We start from the raw sequence: 22,771 nt of genomic DNA, 5'->3' as shown, positions 1-22,771 counted from the left end.
ATGAGAATTCTATACTTTATGGCCCGCCGTACTCTATATTCTTATAGCTACCTGACGGAAATTGGAGCGACTACCATTGGATTAACTCAGCCTCAATTGTTCAAAACCATACCGTTCGACGTTAAGGCTGTAAATGCACTAACCACAGCAGCACAAGAGCATGGATATTTACTTTATCCTATCGACAACCAAGACATATATAGAGATCTCATCAATAGCCTCGTATTTCCTGATGATACTTTAGCACCGGATATCGACTGGGTAGGAAGAATGAGGCTTGATGATGCAGACCCAGTCAGACGCTTATTAGCTCATTCTCATCAATTAAACGTAGATTCTTGGTTCGTTTATGGTGATGTTGACCTATCTCATCACGCAACCTTCGCTGAACGCCAATTCCTCAGCAAGCACTGCAACAATATTAATCAAGATCTCGCTGACAAGATTTCATCATACACTGTAACGCGCTAGCATTGAACCGTGCGTGATTTGCCTAATTCAATAGACGCGTGATTCAATTTGATGTTAAACCTCATGCCCATACATTAAATCCAAGCTATTGAGTGCGTGAATCACTGGTAACATAAGCAAGATGTTCATAGTCTTAATGTCAGCCTATTGTCAGCAAAACTTGTAAGAGATCGTCCATAGCAATGGCATAGTGCATCTGGATTTATAGTCATACCTACTTGCCCTTACACATAATCCTCAGTTTTTTCGTTCTACCAGCCCTTCTATTAATCAATCAAATCAATCTTTACTCAGCGTTAACACTCATTTCATTTCCTGAGCACGTAAAACATCTCTCATCGACGGGGCTAGACGAGTTACAAGGAAGGCAAACAAGCCAAGGAAAACAACACATGGATTTGAATGATAATGGGTATTGTCAGGCATGTGGTGACGACATCGAACCGGCTCGCTTAGCCTTTGATGTCACGTGTACACACTGCATTAGTTGTCAATCAAAAAAAGAAATGAACCAGCACCTTTATGCTCAATAAGATTGATATATTAGCAGTAGGACTCGCCTTTTTAGTGCTTTGAATATTAAGGAAAATATGATGAACGTCACTTCTCATTCATCTAACGTTTGGTATAGCCTCACCGGACAAAGAATGGCCGACTGGGATAACAATGGACTGTCTTTAAAAGAAGCAGAAGCCTACTTAATGGAATATTTCAGTGACTTCCCTGCGGCGGGTGTTGAGGTAGGAAAATACATTGCAGAAAACTGGACCAGCCGTCGAGTTAAAATGTTAAGCCCAAGAGCAAGACAAATACTGATACAGGTCTGTAATGACTACGAGCTTGTTCTCATTGAAGGACACATTACTAGATAACATATTGCCTCGCTGTCACCATGAAAATGCCAAACGACCGCTTATGCCTTGAAGTTCTCTGCACATAAACTAAAGTTAAGAAAGGTAGTCGGTAGCTCGCCGTTAATGAGTATGGCTTAGCGATGGGAACTCGCCTCAGTGAATACGTGTTCCCCTTGATGTATTCACTGCTCTTTGCTGTTTTGCTTGCAACCGATCAACTCAGTGAAGTAAACGGTTTATTACAAGTTATCCACCCTACGTCTACGGCTCATCAATCCCAATAAAACTAGTACAAGTTCACAATAATAAGTTCATTACTTAGTAAGTCTGTAAACAAATATCGAAACAGAGCATTGATTAGTTCTTGTTCTTCATAGGCTTAACATTCACACTCGAAAAACACAGCCAGAAAGCATTCATGGCGCAAATACTAGACTTAAAGACATTCCCAAACGGTATTTGAAGTATCTGACGAACATGTATATATTTCGCGCAAACGTTCTCCTAATACTACAACAACGTCTTACAGGCTTATTACATGAATCATTCAACATTCGCTCTTCTTAAAAATACCACTCGCGGAAAAATAAAAAATATCGAAAGGATCCCACCTTGCAGTAAAGAGTCGTTACTCGATGCCGTCGACAATGTGACAGATCTAGACGACATCATCGTTATCAATCAGGCAATAAAAAAACTAATTGCACACGAGCAAGCTTCAATACCAAATTCAAGTAAGGAAGTAAGATACTGAAAAATCGGTCATTAAAACATTTTCGTGACTTATATAGACCAATTCCTATCAGAAAATATCTTGGATGAAGAACAGCGAGGAATAAGAACGAAAGTAGACTGATTCTCCAACGAAAACGCCCTTTTCTGTTGTCAGCAAAGGGCGTTTTTATTGCAAAACCAACTCCATCACTTGTATACCAGCAGGTAGATGTCTTTGCAAACCACATAGTTCATACAAACGTCATAGCGTCATAATGACTCTTTCCAATAATAGCAATTAACGCTTTACCATAAACGATAACGGCGTTCGCTCGAGTAAACAGACAAGGCTATAGGACAACGCTAATGTCCCAACCAATACAACAATGTCCTTTGACAACCCATTCAGACCTAAAATCCCACATACATTAAACATGACGATAATCACAAGAAGATGCACTACATAGAGTGACAATATTCGATTTGAGATTTTAGATACAAAAGGATAATTACCCCAATCTGGATTAGCCAGCAACCATAAAAAGCAGCCAACCGCCCACGGTACGGTACCGGCCAGATAATCGTTTAAACTAAACTCATAGCCTAGCTGATGTAAAACGCTAGCCTCGAAAAAGTGAACCATTAAACCAACTAACATTACCTTGATCGCATCTCGCGAGTTTAGCTTTATATTGAGACGTCTTATCTCACAACCAAGACTGACCAACAGCAGACTAAAAAATGGACCATTTCTTGTAAACACTGGCGCTTCATGGCCACTCATTACTTGATAGCTCCCCCCCAACAAGCCATACAAGTATAATAAAGAAGCAAACACCAAAATCCATTGAACATTTTTGAAGCTAACGGCAAACGCAATGATATAAACTGCCATCACCAAAGCAGGCAAGAACCATAAATGGACCAGCCCTCCCTCTAGGATTGAATTCAGAGGGTTAATCATTAATGAATCCCAATATCCCTGCCTCTCGGTGAGATAGCCTTGTTCCATCACTGTGCCCAAGTTAAAAGGCATCACCAGTGAAATAACCGACCATATCAACCACAAGCGTATCAAAGGTATAGAATATTGAGATGCAGTTTCAAAAGGCTTTGAATACAGTTTCGGCTGTATAAGATAACCAGACATCAAGAAAAAGAGCGGTACAGCAAAACGAGCGAGTTGATTTCCGATGTAACCTAGCCAAGGCTCCCCGGCAGTACCAACTTCAATACTCATAAGAAATTGACCGTGAATCAAGACTACTGCTAAAAACGCTATTAGCCTAGCCATCTCAATACTTGCTATTTTTCTTGTTTTACTCATATTTACCACTACTAAAAATAATACAGGCTACTTTCCACTCATAAAAATAGTCAAATACGTCATCGATACGCCCCCGGCCAGTACAACCACACTCTGGTCGTACCCATAGGTTTGATGGGTGGATAGGACTAAGAGCTAAGAGCCGTTGACTTCGATACATATACTCACCACACTTCCTTATATGGAACGATGTAATTGAGGTCTTAATGTAAATGATATTTTTATACCTTTCATACTTGATGTAGCGTATTGGCTGCATCAAGCATGAAAGAGATCTTACCTAGAGCTTTCGGGGTGCTATAGCGCCGCTTCAAATATCTCTTTAATCTGTTTCTTCGAGGCTTGCCTAGGATTAGTCATACAACAAACATCTTCCAGAGTTTTTGAAGCCAACATTTCTATGTCATTCCCATCCACGCCTAAGTCACTCAACTTTGCTGGAATACCTGTACGCTGCGCCAACTCAGCCATCGCATCTGCTGCTAACAAACTGGCTTGTTCAATATCAACGCCATCGATATCTTTTCCCATAGCCTTAGCAATTTCTGCAAACTTTGTTGGATTTGCAGGAGCATTGAAGCGCTGTACGTGCGGCAAAAGTATAGCGTTGCATACGCCATGTGGCAGGTGGTAGGTAGCGCCGACTTGGTGAGCCATTGCATGAACATAACCTAAAAGAGCATTATTGAAAGCTACCCCTGCCATAAATTGGGCATAAGCCATTTGCTCTCTTGCTTCAATGTCATTCCCATTATCAACACATTTAGGTAAATACGTTGCAATCATTTCAATCGCTTTTAACGCAACAGTGTCCGTTATTGGGTTCGCCGCCACTGATACATAAGCTTCGACAGCATGAGTTAAAGCGTCCATCCCTGTTGCTGCTGTCAACGAAGCAGGCATCGCTAGCATCAATTGAGGGTCATTAACTGAAATTAATGGCGTTACTTTCTGATCTATAATCGCCATTTTCTTTCCCCTTACAGGATCAGTAATGACACAGAACATTGTCATCTCAGACGCCGTTCCTGCGGTCGTATTAATCGAAATTAAAGGCATTGCTGGTTTTGAAGCAATATTCAATCCTTCATAATCACGGATGCTTCCACCGTTTGTCGCCACCAAGGCAATGCCCTTTGCGCAATCATGTGGCGAACCACCACCAATTGACACAATTAAATCACTGCGATGTTTAGATAACTCATCCAACCCTTGTTCTACGTTATTAATCGTTGGATCCGGCTGAGTTCCATCAAAGACATGAAACTCAATATCCCTTTTCTCAAGTTCACACGTTACTTTCTTGACCAGACCAACTTCACTTAATACTGAGTCAGTGACTATTAGCACTTTTTTAAACTCCTGGTTCTTAATGATATCCATCGCTTGAACTAGGCAACCCCTACCAATTAAATTAGTAGATGGTAAAATTATGGCGCTCATTTTTATATTCCTTTTAAAGTATGAAAGATAATATCAGATCGTATTCATTAGATTATAATAATTATATAATGGGCTGAATGTCTTTGTTGTCACCTGACATCTCGCCTGATATTAACGGACTAATGCTAGTCTACGTATAGATGACTTTTTTTCTCGATAATGCCCTGACAAGTCACACAACAACGGCAAGTAACGTCAAATTGCAACCGAGCTAACTCAACGGCTTCTCCACAATTTTGACAAAGCCCAAAATCATAGTTGTCGATACTAATAAGTGTTTGCTCAAGCGCAGATAGACGAGTGACTAAACGTCTCATCCTTTGTTCAATACCGGCTTGCTGTTGTGCTATGCCCGCAACATCGCATGAATCAGTGACTCTTTCCGTTACGGCACTTAATAGTGCTTTGGATGTTGAAAGGTCTTGCGTAACTTGCGCTAACTCAGAGCAAGTAATATTTTTGGCTGTAGTGAAGTCCATTCATCATTTCCATATAATAAATTGGTAAAAGAAGTATCTTGCTCGGGCATCTTGCCCATTGGTGTACAAGTAATAGAACGAAAAAATGCTCGTCCTTTGATACCGCAACATAATAAAAGGAGAAGAGTTAGAATAAATGACATAAAAATGTAAAAAACGGAACAAAATACCGCCAACAATGAACATACCTATAACTATTAGTAAGTTAGTAATTTTTAGCTTACAAAAAACAATACTCAACCGCTGAAAAACCACTCCAAATGTAAGCGTTATCTCACAAGCCTTAGGGTAAATATCTCACTTTGCAGTTAAAGGCCTGTATCGCATCATACAAAAAACAAATAGCAATCACGCCAGCTAGTGGTCTGCGAAATCATTCATTCCCACCCCCCCAGAAAAAAGAAGCCTGTGGCTGCTTCGTGGCTGATCAATGAGACTTACATTAATGTCAAAGGTCAGCGGAAGTATTATTACCGAACCGTTAATCAGTAGGGTAATATCATTAACTCAACTCGGTGTTAAGCCTTGTTCCTATGCATTGAATTCAAATCATTGGGTGTGTGAATTATGACTAACATAAATAAGTTGCTTATAGTCTCAATGTCAGCATAGTGTCAGCAAAACTTGTAAGAGATCGTCCATAGCGATGGACATAATGCATCTGGATTCATCGCTAAACCTACTTGCCCATACGCATAACCCTTTGTTTTATTGTTCCACCAACCCGTACATTGCTCTGTTAAATCATTCTTTACCTAGCGTTAACACCCATTTCAATTCCTGAGCACGTAAAATATCTCTCATCGACGGGGCTAGTCGAGTTAAAAAGAATGCCTTTAGGGACGGACATGGTTTTTGAGGACAGAAAAACCAGAACGGAATCATAGGACAACGCTAGGACAGCGAATGGAGCCAGGAGCTGGACGATAACAGCCCGCTCATTAAGGATGATTTGCATTGAGCAACATAAGTAGCATGGGGGCTACTGCGTCAATTTAGACCCGATGATGGTTTTACTTCTCGGGGCTACTTTATTTTGACAAATAGCTTTTTGCGCATAAAAGGAAAACAACACATGGATTTGAATCACATTCAAGCTCGTATTCAAGAAGAGCTTAGTCTTGCTCTAGCGAGTATCGACGATACCCGAACACAATTAAGCCAATCCGCCGTTCAATCAAGCGATTGCTGCGATACGGCTGACCAATTGCAACACCACTACCAACTCAACACGATTATGGGTCGTTTGAATGCACGCGCAAATGCATTAACTCTCGCTAAAGCAAAAGTATCTTTGAATGATTACGGGTATTGTCAGGCATGTGGTGACGACATCGAACCGGCTCGCTTAGCCTTTGATGTCACGTGTACACACTGCATTAGTTGTCAATCAAAAAAAGAAATGAACCAACACCTTTATGCTCGATAAGATTGATATATTGGCAGTAGGACTCTGCCTTTTTAGTGCTTTGAATATTAGGAAAATATGATGAACGCCACTTCTCATTCATTTAACGATTGGTATAGCCTCACCGGGCAAAGAATGGTCGACTGGGATAAGAATGGACTGTCTTTAAAAGAAGCAGAAGCCTACTTAATGGAATATTTCTGTGACTTCCCTGCGGCGGGTGTTGAAGTAGGAAAATACATTGCAGAAAACTGGACCAGCCGTCGAGTTAAAATGTTAAACCCAAGGGCAAGACAAATACTGATACAGCTCTGTAATGATTACGAGCTTGTTATCAATGAAGGCCACATTGCTAGATAACGTATTGCCCAGGGCTCTCCCTCCACATTGTTATGGATACACTGCTCCGACTCTCCCTCACTAATTTAATGGATTGAAAATGAATAAAGGAAATAACTACTCTCACATTTCGAGTAACGCACGATTGAGAAATACGACGGCCATGATACTGGCCGGAGGTAAAGGGACAAGACTTAAAGGGTTAACGTCAAGTGTCGCTAAACCGGCAGTATCATTTGGTGGCAAATTTAAAATTGTTGATTTTGCCCTATCGAACTGTATTAACTCTGGTATTCGTCGAGTTGGTGTTCTAACTCAATATATGGCACACGATCTCATTAGCCACATCCAATTTGGGTGGCAGTCAAGCTACTCCGCTTTAGGAGAAGGTGTACACATTATCCCTGCACAACAGCGAGTTGGAGAAAGTTGGTATAGAGGAACGGCAGATGCCATCTATCAGAACTTAGATTTATTGAAGCGCCAAGAATCAACAGAGCGCGTGCTTATCTTAGGTGGCGATCACATCTATAAAATGGATTACTCTCGAATGGTTAACTTTCATGTCGAAAGTGGTGCAGATGTCACCGTAGCCTGTATTGAGAAGCCAATAGAGCAAGCATCCGAATTTGGGGTGATGGGACTCAACTCTGAGGCTGACATCATTAATTTTGTCGAAAAGCCGACTAACCCTACGCCCACGCCTAATGACCCCTCTAAAGCTCTTATCTCAATGGGGATCTACATTTTCAATATTGATGTACTAGATTGCGAGCTAAAACAAGCGCTTGAAAGCCCAGAATACAAACATGATTTTGGCCACAATATCATCCCTAGCTTAATTGGGAGAGCAAAACTCAAGGGTTATGTTTTCACGGATAAAGGGCACCCTGGAGGCAACGGTTATTGGAGAGACGTGGGTAATCTTGAGGAATACTACACAGCCTCTATGGATCTACTATCACCAACGCCAGAGTTAAATCTTTATGACCAACAATGGCCAATCATGACTAATCAAGTTCAACGTCCTGGTGTTAAGTTTCTATTTAATGATCCTGAACGTCAAGGCAGCGCCGTTGACTCCGTCGCATGTGCCGGAGCCATTATTTCAGGCGCATCCATTATTCGAACATTAGTCTCATCTGACGTCTACATAAATGAAAAAACCGTCGTAGAAGACTCCATTCTCTTGCCTGCCTCCCATATTGGTAAACGCTGTAAACTAAAAAAAGTCATCGTTGGTGAAGGCTGTGTTATCCCCGATGGGAGTGTTATCGGTTACGACAGAGAAGAAGATGAAAAGCACTACACCGTATCTGAAACTGGTATTGTGCTGGTGACATCAGAAATGCTCTAACGTACGACAGAAAAAACATTGAACAGTGCAGTTCCGAGTTCTACGATTGTATGAGGTAAAGGTAGCTCGCCGTTAATGAGTAAGGCTTAGCGATGGGAACTCGCCTCAGTGAATACTTGTTCCCCTTGATGTATTCACTCCTCTTTCCTGTTTTGCTTGCATTCTGTCAACTCTATGAAGCAAACGTTTTATTACAAGTTATCCACTAAAAATGTGTAGCAAATTCAACCAAAGCCAGCAACATCGTTCAATCGAGATACTGACAAAATAACTCTTTAAATTCAATAGAATAAAGTCTAAGCCTGCGAATTAATGCACAGACTGCATAATGCGCGTGCGCATTTTTCATACACCAACTGCTAATTTCTGTCACTTGCCTCCATTTAGCTATGAACAGATTCATTTAATAAATTTTACTCTATAGCGAAAATATTGACAATTTCTTGTCCCAGCGGACATTGTGTACCGCCCACGTCTACCGCTCATCAATTCCAATAAAACTAGCGCGAGTTCACAATAATAGACTCATTACTTAGCCAGCCTGTTAATAAATATCGAAACAGAGAGCTGATTAGTTCTTGTACTTCATAGGGTTAACATTCACACTCGAAAACACGAGCAGGAAACATTCGCAGCAGGAATGAGAGACTCAAATACATTCCCAAGCAGTATTTGAAGTACCTGGAAAACATGTATATATTTCGCGCAAACGTTCTCCTAATACTACAACGTCTTTCAGGCTTATTACATGAATCATTCAACATTCGATCTTCTTAAAAATACCACTCGCGGAAAAATAAAAAATATCGAAAGGATCCCACCTTGCAGTAAAGAGTCGTTGCTCGATGCCGTCGACAATGTGACAGTTCTAGACGACATCATTGTTATCAATCAGGCAATAAAAAAACTTATTGCACACGAGCAAGCTTCAATACCAAGTTCAAGCAAGGAAATAAGATACTGATAAATAAGTCATTAAAAACACATTCTAGGCATATATAGACTGCAGTGGCCAAGTCAAATTGGCCGCTGCTTCATAACTTCTTTAACTCTCTTCATGAATCCGAATTAAGGTCATCCCCAGCCTTCAACCAATAATCTATCGACTCATCACTAACCTCTCCATACTCTTTCGCGACCTTAATCACAGCCTGCTGAAATTGGTAACTGAGCTCGTGTTGTCCACAAAGCGCAAGGCTTCTGATGATTCGTGAAATACGTAAGTGGTTATGTCCACCCCGTTTCAACCAGATATGATCGCGGATATTTAACTGAGCGGTAGGAACGATTTCACCCTCTTGCCACTGCAAACCAAAAAAGCGGAGCAACAAATCTAAAGATTTTTGCTGCGCTTGCTGAAGTGCTTCCGACTCAAAAAATGCAGCTCTGTCATCAGTGGTTAAAACAGGAGCATGTCGGTTGAACTTGGTTTGGGTATCGATAGGAAATAGCCATTGGATATACTTGTGATCATGCTCAAGCCAAAAACTAGTATAGTCCCATATCTCGTTAATGAATCGCCCTTGGTGATCGGTACCTATTCCGAGTTGAAAGGCGATTAATGCGGACTGTTCAATCTTCATAAGTGACATCCAAAAGTCGAAAATCAGGGTCGGTTACATAATTACCTTCAAGGAGGGGATAAACGGCCTTATAGGTTGCCGCAGCACGCTCAGGGTCTGGTGGCACTAACCTCAGCTGATAGCTGCAAATACTGCTGAAGCAATGCATTTTAAAGGCTTGATAATAGCCTTGGTATTGTGTGCTTTCGCTAAACCTAAACATTCGCTTTCGGTTAAAGCCTTTTTCAAAGCCAGCCAAGTCTGGAAGGAAGTACTCTGCACTTTCCATCGGGACATAGTAGTTTTCACCATCTTCAGAAACGTGCTGATAGTCAGTCACTAACACACGTTCAGGTACCAATATCCATGGAAGTTCAACCGACAAAAAGAAGATACCTTGCTGTTCAATTTGCTGTTGAAGAAAGTGATACATTTCTGAGCCATCAACAGCGAGACTAGCCACTTCTCTATCTCGTTCGATAACCAATTTCTCAGTTAATGTAATGCGCGCCAGGTGATACGGATATGACTCTACCTCCGCCTTAGCGGGTAAAGAGCACAGTAATAGTTGCGCCAAACCTAAAAGGCCAATTAGCGAACGTTTCATATTTTTCTTTTCAAGCAAATGTGGTGACACCTTTTGAGTAAAAAAGCCGGAAGCTTAAGCATTGTGGATGACCCACTAGTTCTTTAAAGAAGCGTAGGTTCGGATAAGTATTGTTAATAGTGAGCTGACAACTTGACCATTTAAAATCAATTAACACCATTTTTACTACAAAAGTATCATGGTCTAGATTTGGTCTCAAAATGGTCTCAACCGCAGATAGAACGGTTCAAACTTATGGAGTTGGGGGCTTTGATCGGTTGATTTATAGAACGATTAAACACTTGAAATTAAGGGTTATTTTAGCAGTATACTTAGGAAGCAAAGATTGGAGCGTGCAGCGGGAATCGAACCCGCATCATCAGCTTGGAAGGCTGAGGTAATAGCCATTATACGATGCACGCATCATCGTGGGACGAGAGTTAATATGCCACATCTGATAGAAAAGAAAAGCCTCTTTTTGAACATTCTGGGTTAACTGCGCATCTTTGCTTCGATTTGCTTCTTAATTGCACTATCACACTGATACGAAAAGGAAAAGTGAGAGGTAAATCTCACTTTTCCTTTTCGAAGCGAAGAACCGTTCGCTCGTATAAATAGTACTTCTTCAAATCGAAATTAAATCTGATAGTCAATAGTTAGAGAAGCGTGTTAAATATAGCGACTACCAAGTCTACCTATCGTTTGTTATCAATCAGCTTTCTAAGACATTGAAACGTTTGCGGTTCGCCATCTGACTGCTGCAATGCGTTCTGTTACAGTGAATAAAATTGATAGCAAATTGAATATTAACTATCGAAAAACCCTTGAAGCTTTGGTACCTTTACGCCACCGAAGTGGCACCACGACATTGATTAGACGAACCTATGCCTTCCACTCAAACAATTAAAAAAATCGTAGATATCGGCGACACACTTCACCGCAGTGGATGTGCCCCTTATAAAGTGGAAAAGTACGCGCAATACTACGCGCAAAAACACGGCATCGATGTCATGGTGCAAGCCACCCCAACCGCCATCAACTATCAATTTCCAGATAAAGACAACACGGTTGTACTAAAGCGATTAAAACCCGCCTCCATCAACCTTAGCTTGCTCGCCAACACTATCATTCGAATCAATCAGCCAAGCAATGAGCCGGTTCCAGAGCCGGTCGGTTACCCAAAGTGGGTGGTCGCCCTGGCTAATATGGGGATCCCACCCGCTTATCTCATGCTGGTAGGCAGCACGTTGGAAGCCATTGCATTTTCTATGTTGTTAGGTTTGATGGTTTGGGTGTGTCAGCTTGTTTATCGTGGGCGCAACTCTATCGCGGTCGAGTTCATTTCAGCTCTACTCACCGGGGTACTTGTGGCATTTATCGCCAGTACCGGCGCTGCAATTCCCATATGGGCGTTATGTATTGCGAGTGTCGTTTTGTTTGTGCCCGGTTTATCTATCGCCAACTCACTTGAGTGTTTGGCATTTAATGACTTAGTCTCGGGTACCGCTCTTTTGGGGCAAAGCGCCCTCACCCTCATAAAATTGTTTATCGGTGTGATGATGGGGCTCAATATTGGTGAGGCCTTTTGGGGGCAAGCAGAGTCTCTGTCCTACACCAATGAAGTCCCGCTATGGCTGCATTGTTTTGGGCTATTGCTCATCTCAACCTCCATTGGCGTCATTTTTAACGCCCGCCCAACTGACATTCTACTGGGACTACCCGTAGCCGTGCTTGGCATGTGGGGGCCGTTCTATTTAGGGTTTGATAGCGGCTGGGTTGTGGGCACTTGGGTCACTACGGTGCTCATCACTTTATATGGCACCTGGGTTGCCAAAAGGCTTGATCTCACGGGTTCCATTTACATTGTTCAGGGCATCATTATCTTGGTACCAGGAAGCCGTGTTATGGTGAGCGCTAGCCAATCTGTGTTTGAGCAATCGATTTTACCGATCCCTAATATCGGTTTATCCGCATTATTTATGTTTTCAGCTATTGTGGCTGGTCAAATTACCGCATACTCAATATACTCGCCAAAAATAGAGAGATAGGCCTAATTAATTGGTAATTCTATAAAAACCTTTAGCACTTCAAAATAATCGTATTGTTTGCACAATCTTTACAAAACATTATTTCGAGGCGCTAAATAATGTTTTATATCAATATTTTACACATCCTACTCAGATGTTGATCCAGCGTCAAAAATTTAGCTATCTGTTTGAAATGTCATGAAAGTGCCATCTAAAAACGAGCTACACATCAAATATTCAACATTAATATATTCACCACTCTTTGACTTGCCTAAGAAGTCGCTTATATTCGTTACTGGCTAGAAAAAAAGTTCCATTGTATACAAAAAGCATTCGTTGAATTCTCGTGATTCCCCCGACGCGTTGTACGCAATAGCAATTTCATTTTCCACGCTATAGCTGCCGGATTGGCAATAGAAACAAGATAGTAAAAAATTTAGGATATAACTATGTCTAACACAGTAACTGGTACAGTTAAGTGGTTCAACGAAACTAAAGGCTTTGGCTTCATTCAACAAGAAAATGGTCCAGACGTTTTCGCTCACTTCAGCAACATTAAAGCAGACGGTTTCCGTACGCTTGCTGAAGGCCAAAAAGTTGAGTTCCGAGTAACTCAAGGCCAAAAAGGCCCTCAAGCTGAAGAAATCGTTCCAGTTTAAGACTGACTTCCAGTAACGTTTGATAAATAGCCAGCTCTGCTGGCTATTTTTGTATCAGTTAGTCCCAATCCCCTACTTTGTTAGTACCCTTTTGCGGTGAGACGCGTACTATAGAGTCAAACGATATTCACAAATTTTGAGCATTCTCATGGCCTTAAAACCAACCATTTATAAGTTTCGTGTTGCCTTGACCGACATGAATCGTGACTACTACGACTCTCTCAACCTTACCGTCGCCCTGCACCCTTCTGAAAATCAGCAACGTATGATGGCAAGACTGATGGCATTCTGCTTAAACGCATCTCCCGACCTTCAGTTCACCAAAGGATTATCGACCATTGAAGAGCCGGACATTTGGGAAAAATCACTCGATGATCAAACCTTGGTTTGGATTGATATTGGTGAGCCAGATGTTGATCGCGTTAAGAAAGCCACTCGACTCTCCAAGAAAACCAAGGTTTACAGCTTCAACACCAAAAGCGATGTATGGTGGCAACAAAACCAAGGTAAATTTGGCTATTTAGATGCTAGCGTCTATCGCTTCGATAATGAGTCTATCGAATCACTGACTGGGTTGGTTACTCGAACAATGGATCTTTCTGTCATGATTACCGGAACCTCCCTATTTGTTGATGCGGAGAGTGGCTCAGTAGAAGTCACTGTAGAGGAATTGCAAGACAAATGATTGAACTGAGGGAAGCACTGAACGACATTAAGGCCGACACGCTTAGCATTGCAGCGACGCACCAAGAAGCTCTGAATAACTTGTGCGAGCGAGAAAACCTTTTGTTCGCTAGAGCACAAGAGAATAAACCCGATCATGCCCCTTCTGGTTTACTACTTGGTCTATTCACCAAACTTAATGTAGAAGCGCTTTCCTCTCTCAATGCACATCTTAATCAAGTTCAGGCGATGCAATCTGCAATTGAGCAACAAGTGGGCAGTGAGCATGCCCGTGCATTTAAGCTCCCTGTTGTTGAAGAGCTGATGTTAGTAACCCATATCTGGGTCTATATCCAAGGGTACTTGGGAATGGACTTTAGCCTCGCCAATGATCACGCCCTGCAGACCAGCGAAACGCTCAGCCCTCTAACACAAAAAAGTATCGATGACTTACGTATAGCATTCAACCAAAGCTACTATCAGGGCTTTCGCGAATTTGAATCAAAAAAACCACCGTCATCCGGTTGGGAGAGGTGGTTTGAAAAATGGTTTAACTAGCCGGCTAATTGAACTAGCCGACAAGTTAGACTAAGCGTTATAGGTTTGCATGTGGACCAAATACTTCATAGTGAATACGTGAGCGCTCCACATCCATCGCTTCTAGCTGTGCCACCACGGCCTGCATAAAGCCAACTGGTCCACAAAGATAGAACTCACCAAAATGAACTGGTAGAGAATCTTTGATAGCTGATAAATCCATCATCCCATTGTGACAATTCGTCGCTTCATGCTTGTCCTGTGGTTCACGATACCAAGTATGTTGTTGCCAGCCGTTTGCAGCCAAAATTGTCGCCGTTTCATCAACAAACGAATGCTGCAGCTCATTTTCACACGCGTGTAAGTAAGTCACTTGCTGGGAGGAATCTTGCTTACCGATTTGTTGTAGCATTGCTTGCATAGGCGTGCAGCCCACACCGGCAGAAATAAGTACCACAGGTGCATCAGACGGCTGGTAAAAGAAGTCGCCAGCAGGTGGCATAACGTCTAGTGTTGAACCAACATTTAACTCACGATGCAAATAGTTAGAGACCAAACCATCAGCATGCTCACTCGATTGCTCTTTTTTCACAGAGATACGGTAGCTTGTGCCCGTTGGTGCTTGAGAAAGTGAATATTGTCGAATTTCCACGTTATCACTGCCCGTTGGTGAGACTTGAATTCCCAGATACTGACCTGGTTGAAAATCGAGTACTTTGCCGCCGTCTTCAGGCTCAAGAACAAAACTCGTGACTAATTTAGACTCTGATGTTTTTTCGACGACGACGAATCGACGAGTACCGCGCCAACCACCCAGTGCTTTTTCACGCAATTGGTAAAGCTCTTCTTCGCGATCGATAAAGATCTGCGCTAAAAATAGATACGCTTCTGTCCAAGCCTCCTCTACAGCCGGAGTGAACGCCTCTGGCGCCAGTTCACGCAATGTCTCAATGAGGTGGTGCCCAACAATTTGGTAGTGCTCAGCTTTGATGTGAAAGCTCGTATGCTTGTGCGCGATACGTTCAACTGCTGCTGACAAAGCAGCGAGGTTTTCAATGTTCTTAGCGTAAGCGGCTACCGCTTCAAACAAAGCAACGCTTTGACGACCCGACTTTTGATGAGTCATATTAAAAATGTCTTTGAGCTCTGGGTTATGAGCAAACATTCGCTGATAGAAATGCTGAGTCAGAGCAGGTCCAGCTGACTCAAGTAGAGGAATAGTGCTTTTGATGATTTCGATATGTTGATTACTTAGCATAGTGTTCCCTAGAAGGCTTTAAATTACGACTTTATTTATAGATATAATAATAGACTGGCTGTCTCACGTGTTTCCTGCTAACGCAGCACGCTTTTTATATTTAAAAGTGAACTATTCGCGTTCACATCTGATTTTACAGACAGTGTGTTGCAGAGTTCGTGCCAAGTATAAAAACATCGGTATTCATTGGTTTTAAAGAACATTTAGACTCTAAATTGAGTCAAAATGACTACTTCCATTTATGTCCAAATGACACTAGAATGACAACCATACTCATTTACAACGTCGTATCCCACATGCAAGATATCTCCACCTCAAGTCTTATCGACCTAACCGTTGGTCTCGCTAGCAGCAACAACGATCAAGAACGTTTCGATTCGCTGCTCAATACTATCAGGAAAACCATTCGCTGTGATTGTGTAGCGCTGCTTTCATTGCAGGGAGACACGCTAGTACCACTGGCGATGCAGGGGCTCGCTCGAGATACATTAGGACGACGCTTTGTCATTAATGAGCATCCGCGTTTCGCTGAAATCTGCGCCGCTAGTAGCCCAGTGATTTTTGATGCTGATAGTGAGCTGCCCGACCCCTTTGATGGTCTATTGATTGACCATCACGGCGACCTGCCAATGCACTCTTGTATGGGGCTTCCGCTGATTTTTGGCGAAAAAATGTTGGGAGCGCTAACGCTAGATAGCCTAGAACCGAATGTCTTTCATAGTATTCCAACGAGAAATCTCGAAGTTCTGTCTGCTATCGCCGCCTCTACGTTGAAAATGGCACTCACTTTCTCTCAGCTAGAATATCAAGCAAAGCAATCGAAGCAACTTCTCGAAGAGCTCAATGAGGAAGCTTGGGAGCGAGACGGAGGAGAGATGATCGGTAACAGTGAGCCAATGCGAGCGCTTAAATCTGATATTGAGATCGTCGCGCCCTCCGACTTCAACATTTTGATCCATGGTGAAACAGGCGTTGGCAAAGAGCTGGTTGCGCGCACGCTGCATTACCAATCAACCCGAAGACAACAACCTTTGGTCTACGTGAACTGCGCGGCCATCCCAGAAAACCTGATTGAGAGCGAACTGTTTGGCCACGTCAAAGGAGCGTTTACAGGCGCCGATAAAAACCGCCTAGGTAAGTTTGCACTCGCAGACGGTGGCACCCTGTTTCTCGATGAGATTGGGGAATTGCCACTGGCCGCACAAAGTAAGCTTTTACGCGCTCTACAAAACAATGAGATCCAACCTGTCGGTAAAGATCAGATTCAGAAAATTAACGTCCGCGTGTTGGCGGCAACCAATCGAGACCTCAAGTTAGAAGTGGAAAATGGCAAGTTTCGCGCAGACCTCTACCACCGTCTCAGCGTCTACCCGATTTCCGTTCCTCCACTAAAAGAACGTCTTGGTGATGTGGAACTGCTAACCGGCTTTTTCTTAGAACAAGTGCGCAGAAAACTCGGGATCAGCCAGATCAAACTCAACCCGAATGTCGTTACTCACCTTAACCGATACGCATGGCCAGGCAATGTTCGCGAACTTGAACATGTCATAAACCGTGCGGCCCTAAAAGCAAAAGCCCGCTCGATGGGAAAAGCGGTTGTGTCCGTCACCATCGATGACTGTGGACAATTTGATGACGCACTTCCACCACAAAATCAAACCAAAGCAACGACTATTGAGCTTCCAAAAGAGAGCGCTGGAATCCGCGAGGCCACGGAAGAATATCAACGAGCATTGATATCAAATGCGTTAGTCAGTGCAGACTACAACTGGGCTCAAGCGGCACGCGAGCTCAAAACGGACCGTGCCAATCTTATCCGATTGTCTAAGCGTTTGGGTCTTAGCATCACCAAGCGTCATAGTTTATCTAGGGAGTAAACTGCTTTAGCGAATGGGTTTATCGAGAGACTAAACGTATCGGTAAAGTAAAAGAGGTGTTAAGATTTGGCGCTGTACGTGTTGGAAACAAAAACACGATAACAACTATAAGCTCAACAAATCCCAAAGAAAGGTAGTTATGAAGTTCATCCGCATTATTTTAGGCAAAATCATTCTATTGCTGAACTTTGTGTTTTCACCACGCGGCGTAAAACGCAGCAGTGAAGCACAGCAACAAGCTGATGCCAAAGCATCGGCGATGCAGCTTTATCAATTCGAAGCTTGTCCATTTTGTGTCAAAGTTCGCCGTGAAATGAAACGCCAATCTATCAATATCGAATTGAAAGACGCGAAAAACGATCCTGTTGCTAGAGAAGAGCTTTTAGATGGCGGCGGTCGAGTTAAAGTGCCATGTCTGAAAATCGTCGAAAATGGCGAAGAAACATGGATGTATGAGTCATCGGACATTGTGAGTTACCTGCAAAAAGAATTTGCCTAACCCACTTTGAATCTCGTCACCGAATAAACAAACACCCGGCCATGTTGCCGGGCGTTTTTCTAGGGAGTGTTGGCGGACTTACTCCACACAATCCCATCCTGTTGGGTCGATAGAGTTGATCCAGTCAGCAACCAAAGCCACTCCTTCTTTGTGTACGACATGACGACCAAGTTCAGGCATCATGTTGCCATTATCGATGTTGATTCGATAATGCAGAACCGAATTGTCGGCATCCCCTGGCATCACTACATAAGGACTAGGCCCTTTGTGGAACGTAATGCCACGCGCACACAATCCCATTTGACCGACACCTTCTCGCCAATATTCCAACTTAAATGGGTTACTGGCCGCCTTACCTTCTGTTCGATGGCAATGCGCACAGTTAATATCTAAGTAAGCTTTGGCGTAGTCTTCTAGCTCGGCTGGAGTTAAATTGGTTGCCCCGGCTTCGGTATCAAACTCTGGTACTGCCGGTAAGTTGCTCGGTGTATCCGGTAAGCTCACCAATCCCAAGTTTTCCCAGTGCAATAGTTGGTTAATCGGATTACCTAAAGATACAGAGCGAACACTGTTCATATTGCGTGCTTTTGGTCCAATTGGTGAGAAGCCTGCCGCTTGGGTACTACCTACAGGATCCGCCACATCTTCGGTAACTTTGTGACACAAAGTACACTCATTACGGCTTGGTACTTCGTACGTAAATGCCAAGTTTTCACCGTTATGTTCAATAGTGCGCTCAAATGGTACAGATACTGCGGTGAGTGTGGCGTCCGTTTTATCTTCATTCCACACATATGGCAGTGCCACCCAGCCTGAATCACGACGAATCAACAATCGAGTCTCGATCAACTCTTCATCTTCGCCAATCGAATTATCAGTACTCGTTGGTAATGTGAACGTTTTTATTAGTACCGTACCAACTGGGAAATCGAACACTTCTTGAGAACGGTAGGTCGCCGACACATCTTCTGGCATCAACACATAGCGATACTTGCGAGCGTAATCTGTAAACAGTTCAACGTTCATTTCATACAACGTACCTTTACCTGATGTCGCAAGGTTAAGGTTCTTAGTCGGATCGCTAGCATCAGCGAATAGATGATAGTCAGAGAGATTCGTACAGTTTTCGGCAAAGCTTGCAGAATCACGAGTCAGTGCAGCCCAATTAATATCACCTGCCGTATTAGCACGACACATCTCATTACCAACTATGCCATTGTTACCTGAGCCCGAATCTCCATCATCTGGCGTTGCATCCGTAATGCCCCAACCATATTCCACCCTATCAATAGTTACGGTGTTTACAGCCAAAGGCTGTTTAACATCACACCCACCGCGCAGCAGTGACGTATGAGGGTTCTGGTAGAGGAAATCTGCGTTTGCTGGGTTCTCTGAGTATCGGCCTATTGCTGTTGGGTCTAAGTGATCCACCAGCACACCAACACTGGTTCCAGTATTGTTGATGACACAGTTTGAATCTGCGTCCGTAAAATTGGTTAAGTAGTTCCAGCGGTCAGTACCAAATGTGCCATTAAGCGCATCGCGCAGCTCGGTAAACATTTGCGAGCGCACCAACGACTCACCGGCGCCATCATAGAAAACGGCAGGAAACGCTTGATGCTCAAGTGAATACGCCAGCACCATATCATCAATGAGGGCACCGTTGGGGTTCATGCCCACATTGGTAACCGAATTATCGTGGAAGTACATACCTGTCGGTACTGGGTTCCAACCTTGTAAAATCGCAGCTCCTTCAGAGCTACTTGGGCCAGTAAAGCTTGGCACGTACGCTTCTGGGTTGTCATTCACCAACAAGTAGCTGGTCATTGCCACAGCCATTGAGTCGTGGTTATCGATAGTGTTGTTAAAGAACTCGCCATTACGGCCAGATAAAATCACTATACCTGTACCGGGAGGTACGATACCCACCACGCCACAACCACCAACGCCTTTATCACAGGTTGTATCAACATAGTTAACTAAGTTATTGTCGCGAATAGTGTTATTGAACACCCTTACGTCATCAACTAGACGGCCAATAGTGGTTGCACCAGGCAAATCAAATAGTAAGACGCCGCCGGTATTACCCACTGCAAGGTTGCCGTATACATCAACGCCCGAGCTGTTTTCAATTTCAATACCTGCGATGTTTTTCTCAGCCACATTGTTACGCACCACGGCACCAATGGTTTGCCCCACATAGACACCTGCATCGGCACTGCCGTAGCTCCATGTATCTTCGATCAAAACATTTTGCGATTTCACAGGGTAGATACCGTACGTGCCACGCAGTGAACCATCTTCATCTCGTTCACGGGGTACTTCCAGCCATACCGTTGCGACATCACGAATAATCAGCCCTTCGACAGAGTCCGCTTTGATGCCGTTTTTCGACGCTTCAGACACCTGCAAGTCAGATATCACGATATTGCTACCGCCACTGACTGCAATGCCGTCCTTGCCATCTACATTAGAGAAATCCAAAAAGGTCTTCGTTATCCCCGCCCCTTTGAGCACTAGGTTGTCTTTCGAATCAACAGTAAGCTGATTGTTCATTTTGAAACAGCCTTCAGGCAACGTGATAGTGCTGTTGCTTTCTGCTAGTTCTACTAGGTTTTCAATGGCGGTCACTTCACTTGCGCTCGCCCACTCCATACCATCAGCACAATGCGTTGGTGACCCATAGTCAGACAAAGCATAAGCGCCGGTGGACTGAGATTCTTCATATTCGTCACCGTTACACCCGGTAAGGATGACAGCAACCATTGCCGCTAGCGAGAGCGGTCTTAAAAGCGTAGACATCATGATTCATTCCTTATCAAAAATCGTCATCCATTAAAAACGGTGGTTGAATTGCAACGCGTACAAATAAGCGTCGCCTTCAGATTTGAAATCCACTGTCGTACCAGGCAAATTTTCTGGCTCTAACTCTTCAGTAAAGGTGGTTTCTTTCGCGTCGATGAAGCTGAAACCAAAGTCTAACCAAGTAGAATCACTAAACGCGTAGCTAGCACCTACGCTGTAGTTCATACGGTCAGAGTCCGGTAGGCTAATGCTTGGATGATTGACGTTAGGGGTTTGGTCAAAGGCAATTCCCGTGCGCAACGTGACGGCAGAAGAAACACCATAGGTAAGACCAAGTGCGTACTTGAACGAGTCCTCGAATTTTTCATCCTTTTGCAGCACAGTCATGCCATCTACCGTGCCACGAATTTCTTCGAAAGTGCTCCAGCCAGTCATTACGACGCTGTAATGGAGTGCAAGTGGCTCCGTAACCTGGTGATAGCCCGAAAACTCAGCAATGCTTGGCAAATTAAGTTCAAGTTCACCGACGACGGTTTGACCTGGCTGAGTCACTATGCCGTTGGGAACATCCGTGGTGTAATCACCCTTCAAGGTAATATCGACTTTCGAGCGATAGCTAAGCCCAAAGCGATGGTTTTCATTTAGCTCCCATAAAACGCCAAGATTAAAACCATACCCCCAACCATCTCCTTTTAATGAAGTTGCAATATCGGTGCGATTAAAGTTAGTACCATTCTGACTATTAATTGCATCAGCTAATATACCTAAGGTTCGCTCCAGTTCTGCATCAGCATAAACTGCGCTCGCACCAACCGACACACTAAAACTGTCATTGATTTTATAAGCAACGTTAGGGTTAATATTCATCGTTTTTAAGCTGGTTTTGCCAGCAATAGGCCCGGCCAAATAGTCTTTAGGATATTCAGTCATTAGACCAAAGTCGGTAAATAAACCCACTCCGACATGCCACTGTTCATTTATAGGCATGGAAAAGTAAGCTGATGGCACAATGACATCATCGACTACATCGTTGTTGGTCAGCTGTCGATTAAAACTCTCAGAAGGTCCATTACCCGTGACACGAACTTGCGGCGCAATATAGGCTGCTCCTAACGATAGTTGCGCTTTACTAAAACGAGTAATCGCCGCGCTGTTATGGGCAATCGTTGCTGCTGAATCAGCAATCGCCGCTTCACCCGCATTCGCTCGACCAAGGCCTGCAGCCGAATGCTCTGCAAGCTGAAAGCCTGCAGCCCACAAGGGTGTGGAGGATATTGCCAGCAAACCGGCTAGGGAGAGCGTCGCATACCTTTTATCCATTATTATCTACTCCATGATTTTATAAGGATGCAAAAATTCCGTGCGTTTTGGGGCAAACACACTATGATAGGAAGTCATTCCATTGTTATGCTGAGATATTGATGCACACTGTTTTCAAGATAAAACGGGTGCAATTAGACATGATGCTTTAGGGGAGTCACCTCTCTTTAAAATAGCTATTGAGCAAACTATCTAAAAAGTTAGAGCGAAAATTCCAATCCAGTTAGTCTTATGTTGCAAAAACGTTAAGCTGGTCTCGTTATTTAATTATTTAACGGATTAAAAAATAACAGAATCGCACTTTACCGTATGGCTAACCTGCAATTTATCAAGCATCGTTTTATAGCTGAATGCGCATATTTGGCTTTCTGAGTCATTTAACGTACGATATTTTTTATTACTAAAGTAGAAGGCTCTAATTCAATACATAGCTCACCTACCCTTGATTATTATTAAACGCCATGCAGTGTCAAAATAATGACTCGCCGTGACAAAATTACGACACTAGCAACTATCAAGCATGCTAGAGCAATACTAAAAGCTCTGCTTTCATGCACTGCGCATACATTGACGGTTCTCTCGACCA

The 22,771-nt window shown here is 43.2% G+C and carries 20 protein-coding genes and 1 tRNA gene; 12 read left to right on the top strand and 9 right to left on the bottom strand.

What is annotated here, in order from left to right; genetic code table 11:
* The 3 genes from L4C42_RS05300 to L4C42_RS05290 all read left to right on the top strand — a co-directional run bounded on the left by L4C42_RS05300 (nucleotide 1) and on the right by L4C42_RS05290 (nucleotide 1,343).
* Complete coding sequence (locus L4C42_RS05300; RefSeq protein ID WP_429759676.1) at nucleotides 1-471, top strand: alpha-amylase family protein; 471 nt, start codon at nucleotides 1-3, stop codon at nucleotides 469-471.
* A 392-nt stretch (nucleotides 472-863) separates the two neighbouring features.
* Nucleotides 864-1,004, top strand: coding sequence for a TraR/DksA C4-type zinc finger protein (locus tag L4C42_RS05295; protein WP_429759674.1), 141 nt, complete (start codon nucleotides 864-866; stop codon nucleotides 1,002-1,004).
* Nucleotides 1,005-1,064: 60 nt separating this feature from the next.
* On the top strand, nucleotides 1,065-1,343 hold the full coding sequence (locus tag L4C42_RS05290; RefSeq protein ID WP_429759672.1) for a hypothetical protein: 279 nt from the start codon (nucleotides 1,065-1,067) through the stop codon (nucleotides 1,341-1,343).
* A 994-nt stretch (nucleotides 1,344-2,337) separates the two neighbouring features.
* On the opposite strand, the gene L4C42_RS05285 is transcribed toward L4C42_RS05290, so the two are convergent.
* The 3 genes from L4C42_RS05285 to L4C42_RS05275 form a co-directional block, all read right to left on the bottom strand.
* Nucleotides 2,338-3,366 (bottom strand): acyltransferase, encoded by a 1,029-nt coding sequence (locus L4C42_RS05285; RefSeq protein WP_429759670.1) that lies wholly within the window; start codon nucleotides 3,364-3,366, stop codon nucleotides 2,338-2,340.
* A gap of 297 nt (nucleotides 3,367-3,663) precedes the next feature.
* Nucleotides 3,664-4,809: an iron-containing alcohol dehydrogenase gene (locus L4C42_RS05280; protein WP_429759668.1), complete on the bottom strand. Its 1,146-nt coding sequence runs from the start codon at nucleotides 4,807-4,809 to the stop codon at nucleotides 3,664-3,666.
* A 125-nt stretch (nucleotides 4,810-4,934) separates the two neighbouring features.
* Entirely contained in the window at nucleotides 4,935-5,288 is a 354-nt protein-coding gene (locus L4C42_RS05275; protein WP_429759666.1) for a TraR/DksA family transcriptional regulator, read from the bottom strand.
* Between the two features lie 1,075 nt (nucleotides 5,289-6,363).
* Between L4C42_RS05275 and L4C42_RS05270 the strand changes: the two genes are divergently transcribed.
* The 3 genes from L4C42_RS05270 to glgC all read left to right on the top strand — a co-directional run bounded on the left by L4C42_RS05270 (nucleotide 6,364) and on the right by glgC (nucleotide 8,392).
* Nucleotides 6,364-6,717, top strand: a complete 354-nt coding sequence (locus L4C42_RS05270; RefSeq protein WP_429759664.1) for a TraR/DksA family transcriptional regulator — start codon at nucleotides 6,364-6,366, stop codon at nucleotides 6,715-6,717.
* 60 nt (nucleotides 6,718-6,777) lie between these two features.
* Nucleotides 6,778-7,056 carry a hypothetical protein gene (locus L4C42_RS05265; protein WP_429759662.1) on the top strand — a complete coding sequence of 93 codons (279 nt, stop codon included), beginning with the start codon at nucleotides 6,778-6,780 and terminating at the stop codon, nucleotides 7,054-7,056.
* Nucleotides 7,057-7,135: 79 nt separating this feature from the next.
* On the top strand, nucleotides 7,136-8,392 hold the full coding sequence (gene glgC / locus L4C42_RS05260; RefSeq protein ID WP_429759660.1) for a glucose-1-phosphate adenylyltransferase: 1,257 nt from the start codon (nucleotides 7,136-7,138) through the stop codon (nucleotides 8,390-8,392).
* Between the two features lie 1,055 nt (nucleotides 8,393-9,447).
* On the opposite strand, the gene L4C42_RS05255 is transcribed toward glgC, so the two are convergent.
* From L4C42_RS05255 to L4C42_RS05245, 3 genes are all read right to left on the bottom strand, one after another.
* On the bottom strand, nucleotides 9,448-9,975 hold the full coding sequence (locus L4C42_RS05255; protein ID WP_429759658.1) for an opioid growth factor receptor-related protein: 528 nt from the start codon (nucleotides 9,973-9,975) through the stop codon (nucleotides 9,448-9,450).
* Complete coding sequence (locus L4C42_RS05250; protein WP_429759656.1) at nucleotides 9,965-10,561, bottom strand: hypothetical protein; 597 nt, start codon at nucleotides 10,559-10,561, stop codon at nucleotides 9,965-9,967. The genes L4C42_RS05255 and L4C42_RS05250 overlap by 11 nt, the downstream gene beginning before the upstream one ends.
* Nucleotides 10,562-10,887: 326 nt before the next feature.
* Nucleotides 10,888-10,962, bottom strand: a tRNA-Gly gene (locus L4C42_RS05245).
* 462 nt (nucleotides 10,963-11,424) lie between these two features.
* Here L4C42_RS05245 and L4C42_RS05240 point away from each other — a divergent pair.
* The 4 genes from L4C42_RS05240 to L4C42_RS05225 all read left to right on the top strand — a co-directional run bounded on the left by L4C42_RS05240 (nucleotide 11,425) and on the right by L4C42_RS05225 (nucleotide 14,447).
* On the top strand, nucleotides 11,425-12,588 hold the full coding sequence (locus tag L4C42_RS05240) for a threonine/serine exporter family protein (protein WP_429759654.1): 1,164 nt from the start codon (nucleotides 11,425-11,427) through the stop codon (nucleotides 12,586-12,588).
* 428 nt (nucleotides 12,589-13,016) lie between these two features.
* Nucleotides 13,017-13,226 (top strand): cold-shock protein, encoded by a 210-nt coding sequence (locus tag L4C42_RS05235; RefSeq protein ID WP_042497416.1) that lies wholly within the window; start codon nucleotides 13,017-13,019, stop codon nucleotides 13,224-13,226.
* A gap of 148 nt (nucleotides 13,227-13,374) precedes the next feature.
* Nucleotides 13,375-13,911 (top strand): YaeQ family protein, encoded by a 537-nt coding sequence (locus L4C42_RS05230; RefSeq protein ID WP_353499098.1) that lies wholly within the window; start codon nucleotides 13,375-13,377, stop codon nucleotides 13,909-13,911.
* Entirely contained in the window at nucleotides 13,908-14,447 is a 540-nt protein-coding gene (locus L4C42_RS05225) for a hypothetical protein (RefSeq protein WP_429759652.1), read from the top strand. Before L4C42_RS05230 ends, L4C42_RS05225 begins: the two co-directional genes overlap by 4 nt.
* A gap of 37 nt (nucleotides 14,448-14,484) precedes the next feature.
* Here L4C42_RS05225 and hmpA read toward each other — a convergent pair whose 3' ends face one another.
* Entirely contained in the window at nucleotides 14,485-15,684 is a 1,200-nt protein-coding gene (gene hmpA / locus L4C42_RS05220; RefSeq protein WP_418642425.1) for an NO-inducible flavohemoprotein, read from the bottom strand.
* Between the two features lie 296 nt (nucleotides 15,685-15,980).
* Between hmpA and norR the strand changes: the two genes are divergently transcribed.
* Both norR and L4C42_RS05210 read left to right on the top strand, forming a co-directional pair.
* The gene (norR, locus tag L4C42_RS05215) at nucleotides 15,981-17,561 is read left to right on the top strand and encodes a nitric oxide reductase transcriptional regulator NorR (RefSeq protein ID WP_429759790.1); all 1,581 of its coding nucleotides are present in this window, start codon (nucleotides 15,981-15,983) and stop codon (nucleotides 17,559-17,561) included.
* Nucleotides 17,562-17,700: 139 nt separating this feature from the next.
* On the top strand, nucleotides 17,701-18,060 hold the full coding sequence (locus L4C42_RS05210; protein ID WP_353499095.1) for a glutaredoxin family protein: 360 nt from the start codon (nucleotides 17,701-17,703) through the stop codon (nucleotides 18,058-18,060).
* A gap of 78 nt (nucleotides 18,061-18,138) precedes the next feature.
* On the opposite strand, the gene L4C42_RS05205 is transcribed toward L4C42_RS05210, so the two are convergent.
* A complete protein-coding gene (locus L4C42_RS05205) occupies nucleotides 18,139-20,865 on the bottom strand; it encodes a parallel beta-helix domain-containing protein (RefSeq protein ID WP_429759649.1) in 2,727 nt (908 codons plus the stop codon).
* 30 nt (nucleotides 20,866-20,895) lie between these two features.
* Complete coding sequence (locus tag L4C42_RS05200) at nucleotides 20,896-22,185, bottom strand: outer membrane protein transport protein (RefSeq protein ID WP_429759647.1); 1,290 nt, start codon at nucleotides 22,183-22,185, stop codon at nucleotides 20,896-20,898.
* Between the last annotated feature and the right edge of the window lie 586 nt (nucleotides 22,186-22,771).

It is taken from the genome of Vibrio wakamikoensis (genome assembly GCF_050337275.1).
GTDB classification, from domain to species: Bacteria; Pseudomonadota; Gammaproteobacteria; order Enterobacterales; family Vibrionaceae; genus Vibrio; species Vibrio chaetopteri.
The sequence above is the reverse complement of the archived record's forward strand: the minus strand, read 5'-3'. Positions and strand labels throughout refer to the sequence as shown.

Bases quoted from the DNA above. Each gene is read 5' to 3' on its own strand.
- L4C42_RS05300 (WP_429759676.1), top strand. From the start codon at position 1: ATGAGAATTCTATACTTTATGGCCCGCCGTACTCTATATTCTTATAGC.
- L4C42_RS05295 (WP_429759674.1), top strand. From the start codon at position 864: ATGGATTTGAATGATAATGGGTATTGTCAGGCATGTGGTGACGACATC.
- L4C42_RS05290 (WP_429759672.1), top strand. From the start codon at position 1,065: ATGAACGTCACTTCTCATTCATCTAACGTTTGGTATAGCCTCACCGGA.
- L4C42_RS05285 (WP_429759670.1), bottom strand. From the start codon at position 3,366: ATGAGTAAAACAAGAAAAATAGCAAGTATTGAGATGGCTAGGCTAATA.
- L4C42_RS05280 (WP_429759668.1), bottom strand. From the start codon at position 4,809: ATGAGCGCCATAATTTTACCATCTACTAATTTAATTGGTAGGGGTTGC.
- L4C42_RS05275 (WP_429759666.1), bottom strand. From the start codon at position 5,288: ATGGACTTCACTACAGCCAAAAATATTACTTGCTCTGAGTTAGCGCAA.
- L4C42_RS05270 (WP_429759664.1), top strand. From the start codon at position 6,364: ATGGATTTGAATCACATTCAAGCTCGTATTCAAGAAGAGCTTAGTCTT.
- L4C42_RS05265 (WP_429759662.1), top strand. From the start codon at position 6,778: ATGAACGCCACTTCTCATTCATTTAACGATTGGTATAGCCTCACCGGG.
- glgC (WP_429759660.1), top strand. From the start codon at position 7,136: ATGAATAAAGGAAATAACTACTCTCACATTTCGAGTAACGCACGATTG.
- L4C42_RS05255 (WP_429759658.1), bottom strand. From the start codon at position 9,975: ATGAAGATTGAACAGTCCGCATTAATCGCCTTTCAACTCGGAATAGGT.
- L4C42_RS05250 (WP_429759656.1), bottom strand. From the start codon at position 10,561: ATGAAACGTTCGCTAATTGGCCTTTTAGGTTTGGCGCAACTATTACTG.
- L4C42_RS05240 (WP_429759654.1), top strand. From the start codon at position 11,425: ATGCCTTCCACTCAAACAATTAAAAAAATCGTAGATATCGGCGACACA.
- L4C42_RS05235 (WP_042497416.1), top strand. From the start codon at position 13,017: ATGTCTAACACAGTAACTGGTACAGTTAAGTGGTTCAACGAAACTAAA.
- L4C42_RS05230 (WP_353499098.1), top strand. From the start codon at position 13,375: ATGGCCTTAAAACCAACCATTTATAAGTTTCGTGTTGCCTTGACCGAC.
- L4C42_RS05225 (WP_429759652.1), top strand. From the start codon at position 13,908: ATGATTGAACTGAGGGAAGCACTGAACGACATTAAGGCCGACACGCTT.
- hmpA (WP_418642425.1), bottom strand. From the start codon at position 15,684: ATGCTAAGTAATCAACATATCGAAATCATCAAAAGCACTATTCCTCTA.
- norR (WP_429759790.1), top strand. From the start codon at position 15,981: ATGCAAGATATCTCCACCTCAAGTCTTATCGACCTAACCGTTGGTCTC.
- L4C42_RS05210 (WP_353499095.1), top strand. From the start codon at position 17,701: ATGAAGTTCATCCGCATTATTTTAGGCAAAATCATTCTATTGCTGAAC.
- L4C42_RS05205 (WP_429759649.1), bottom strand. From the start codon at position 20,865: ATGATGTCTACGCTTTTAAGACCGCTCTCGCTAGCGGCAATGGTTGCT.
- L4C42_RS05200 (WP_429759647.1), bottom strand. From the start codon at position 22,185: ATGGATAAAAGGTATGCGACGCTCTCCCTAGCCGGTTTGCTGGCAATA.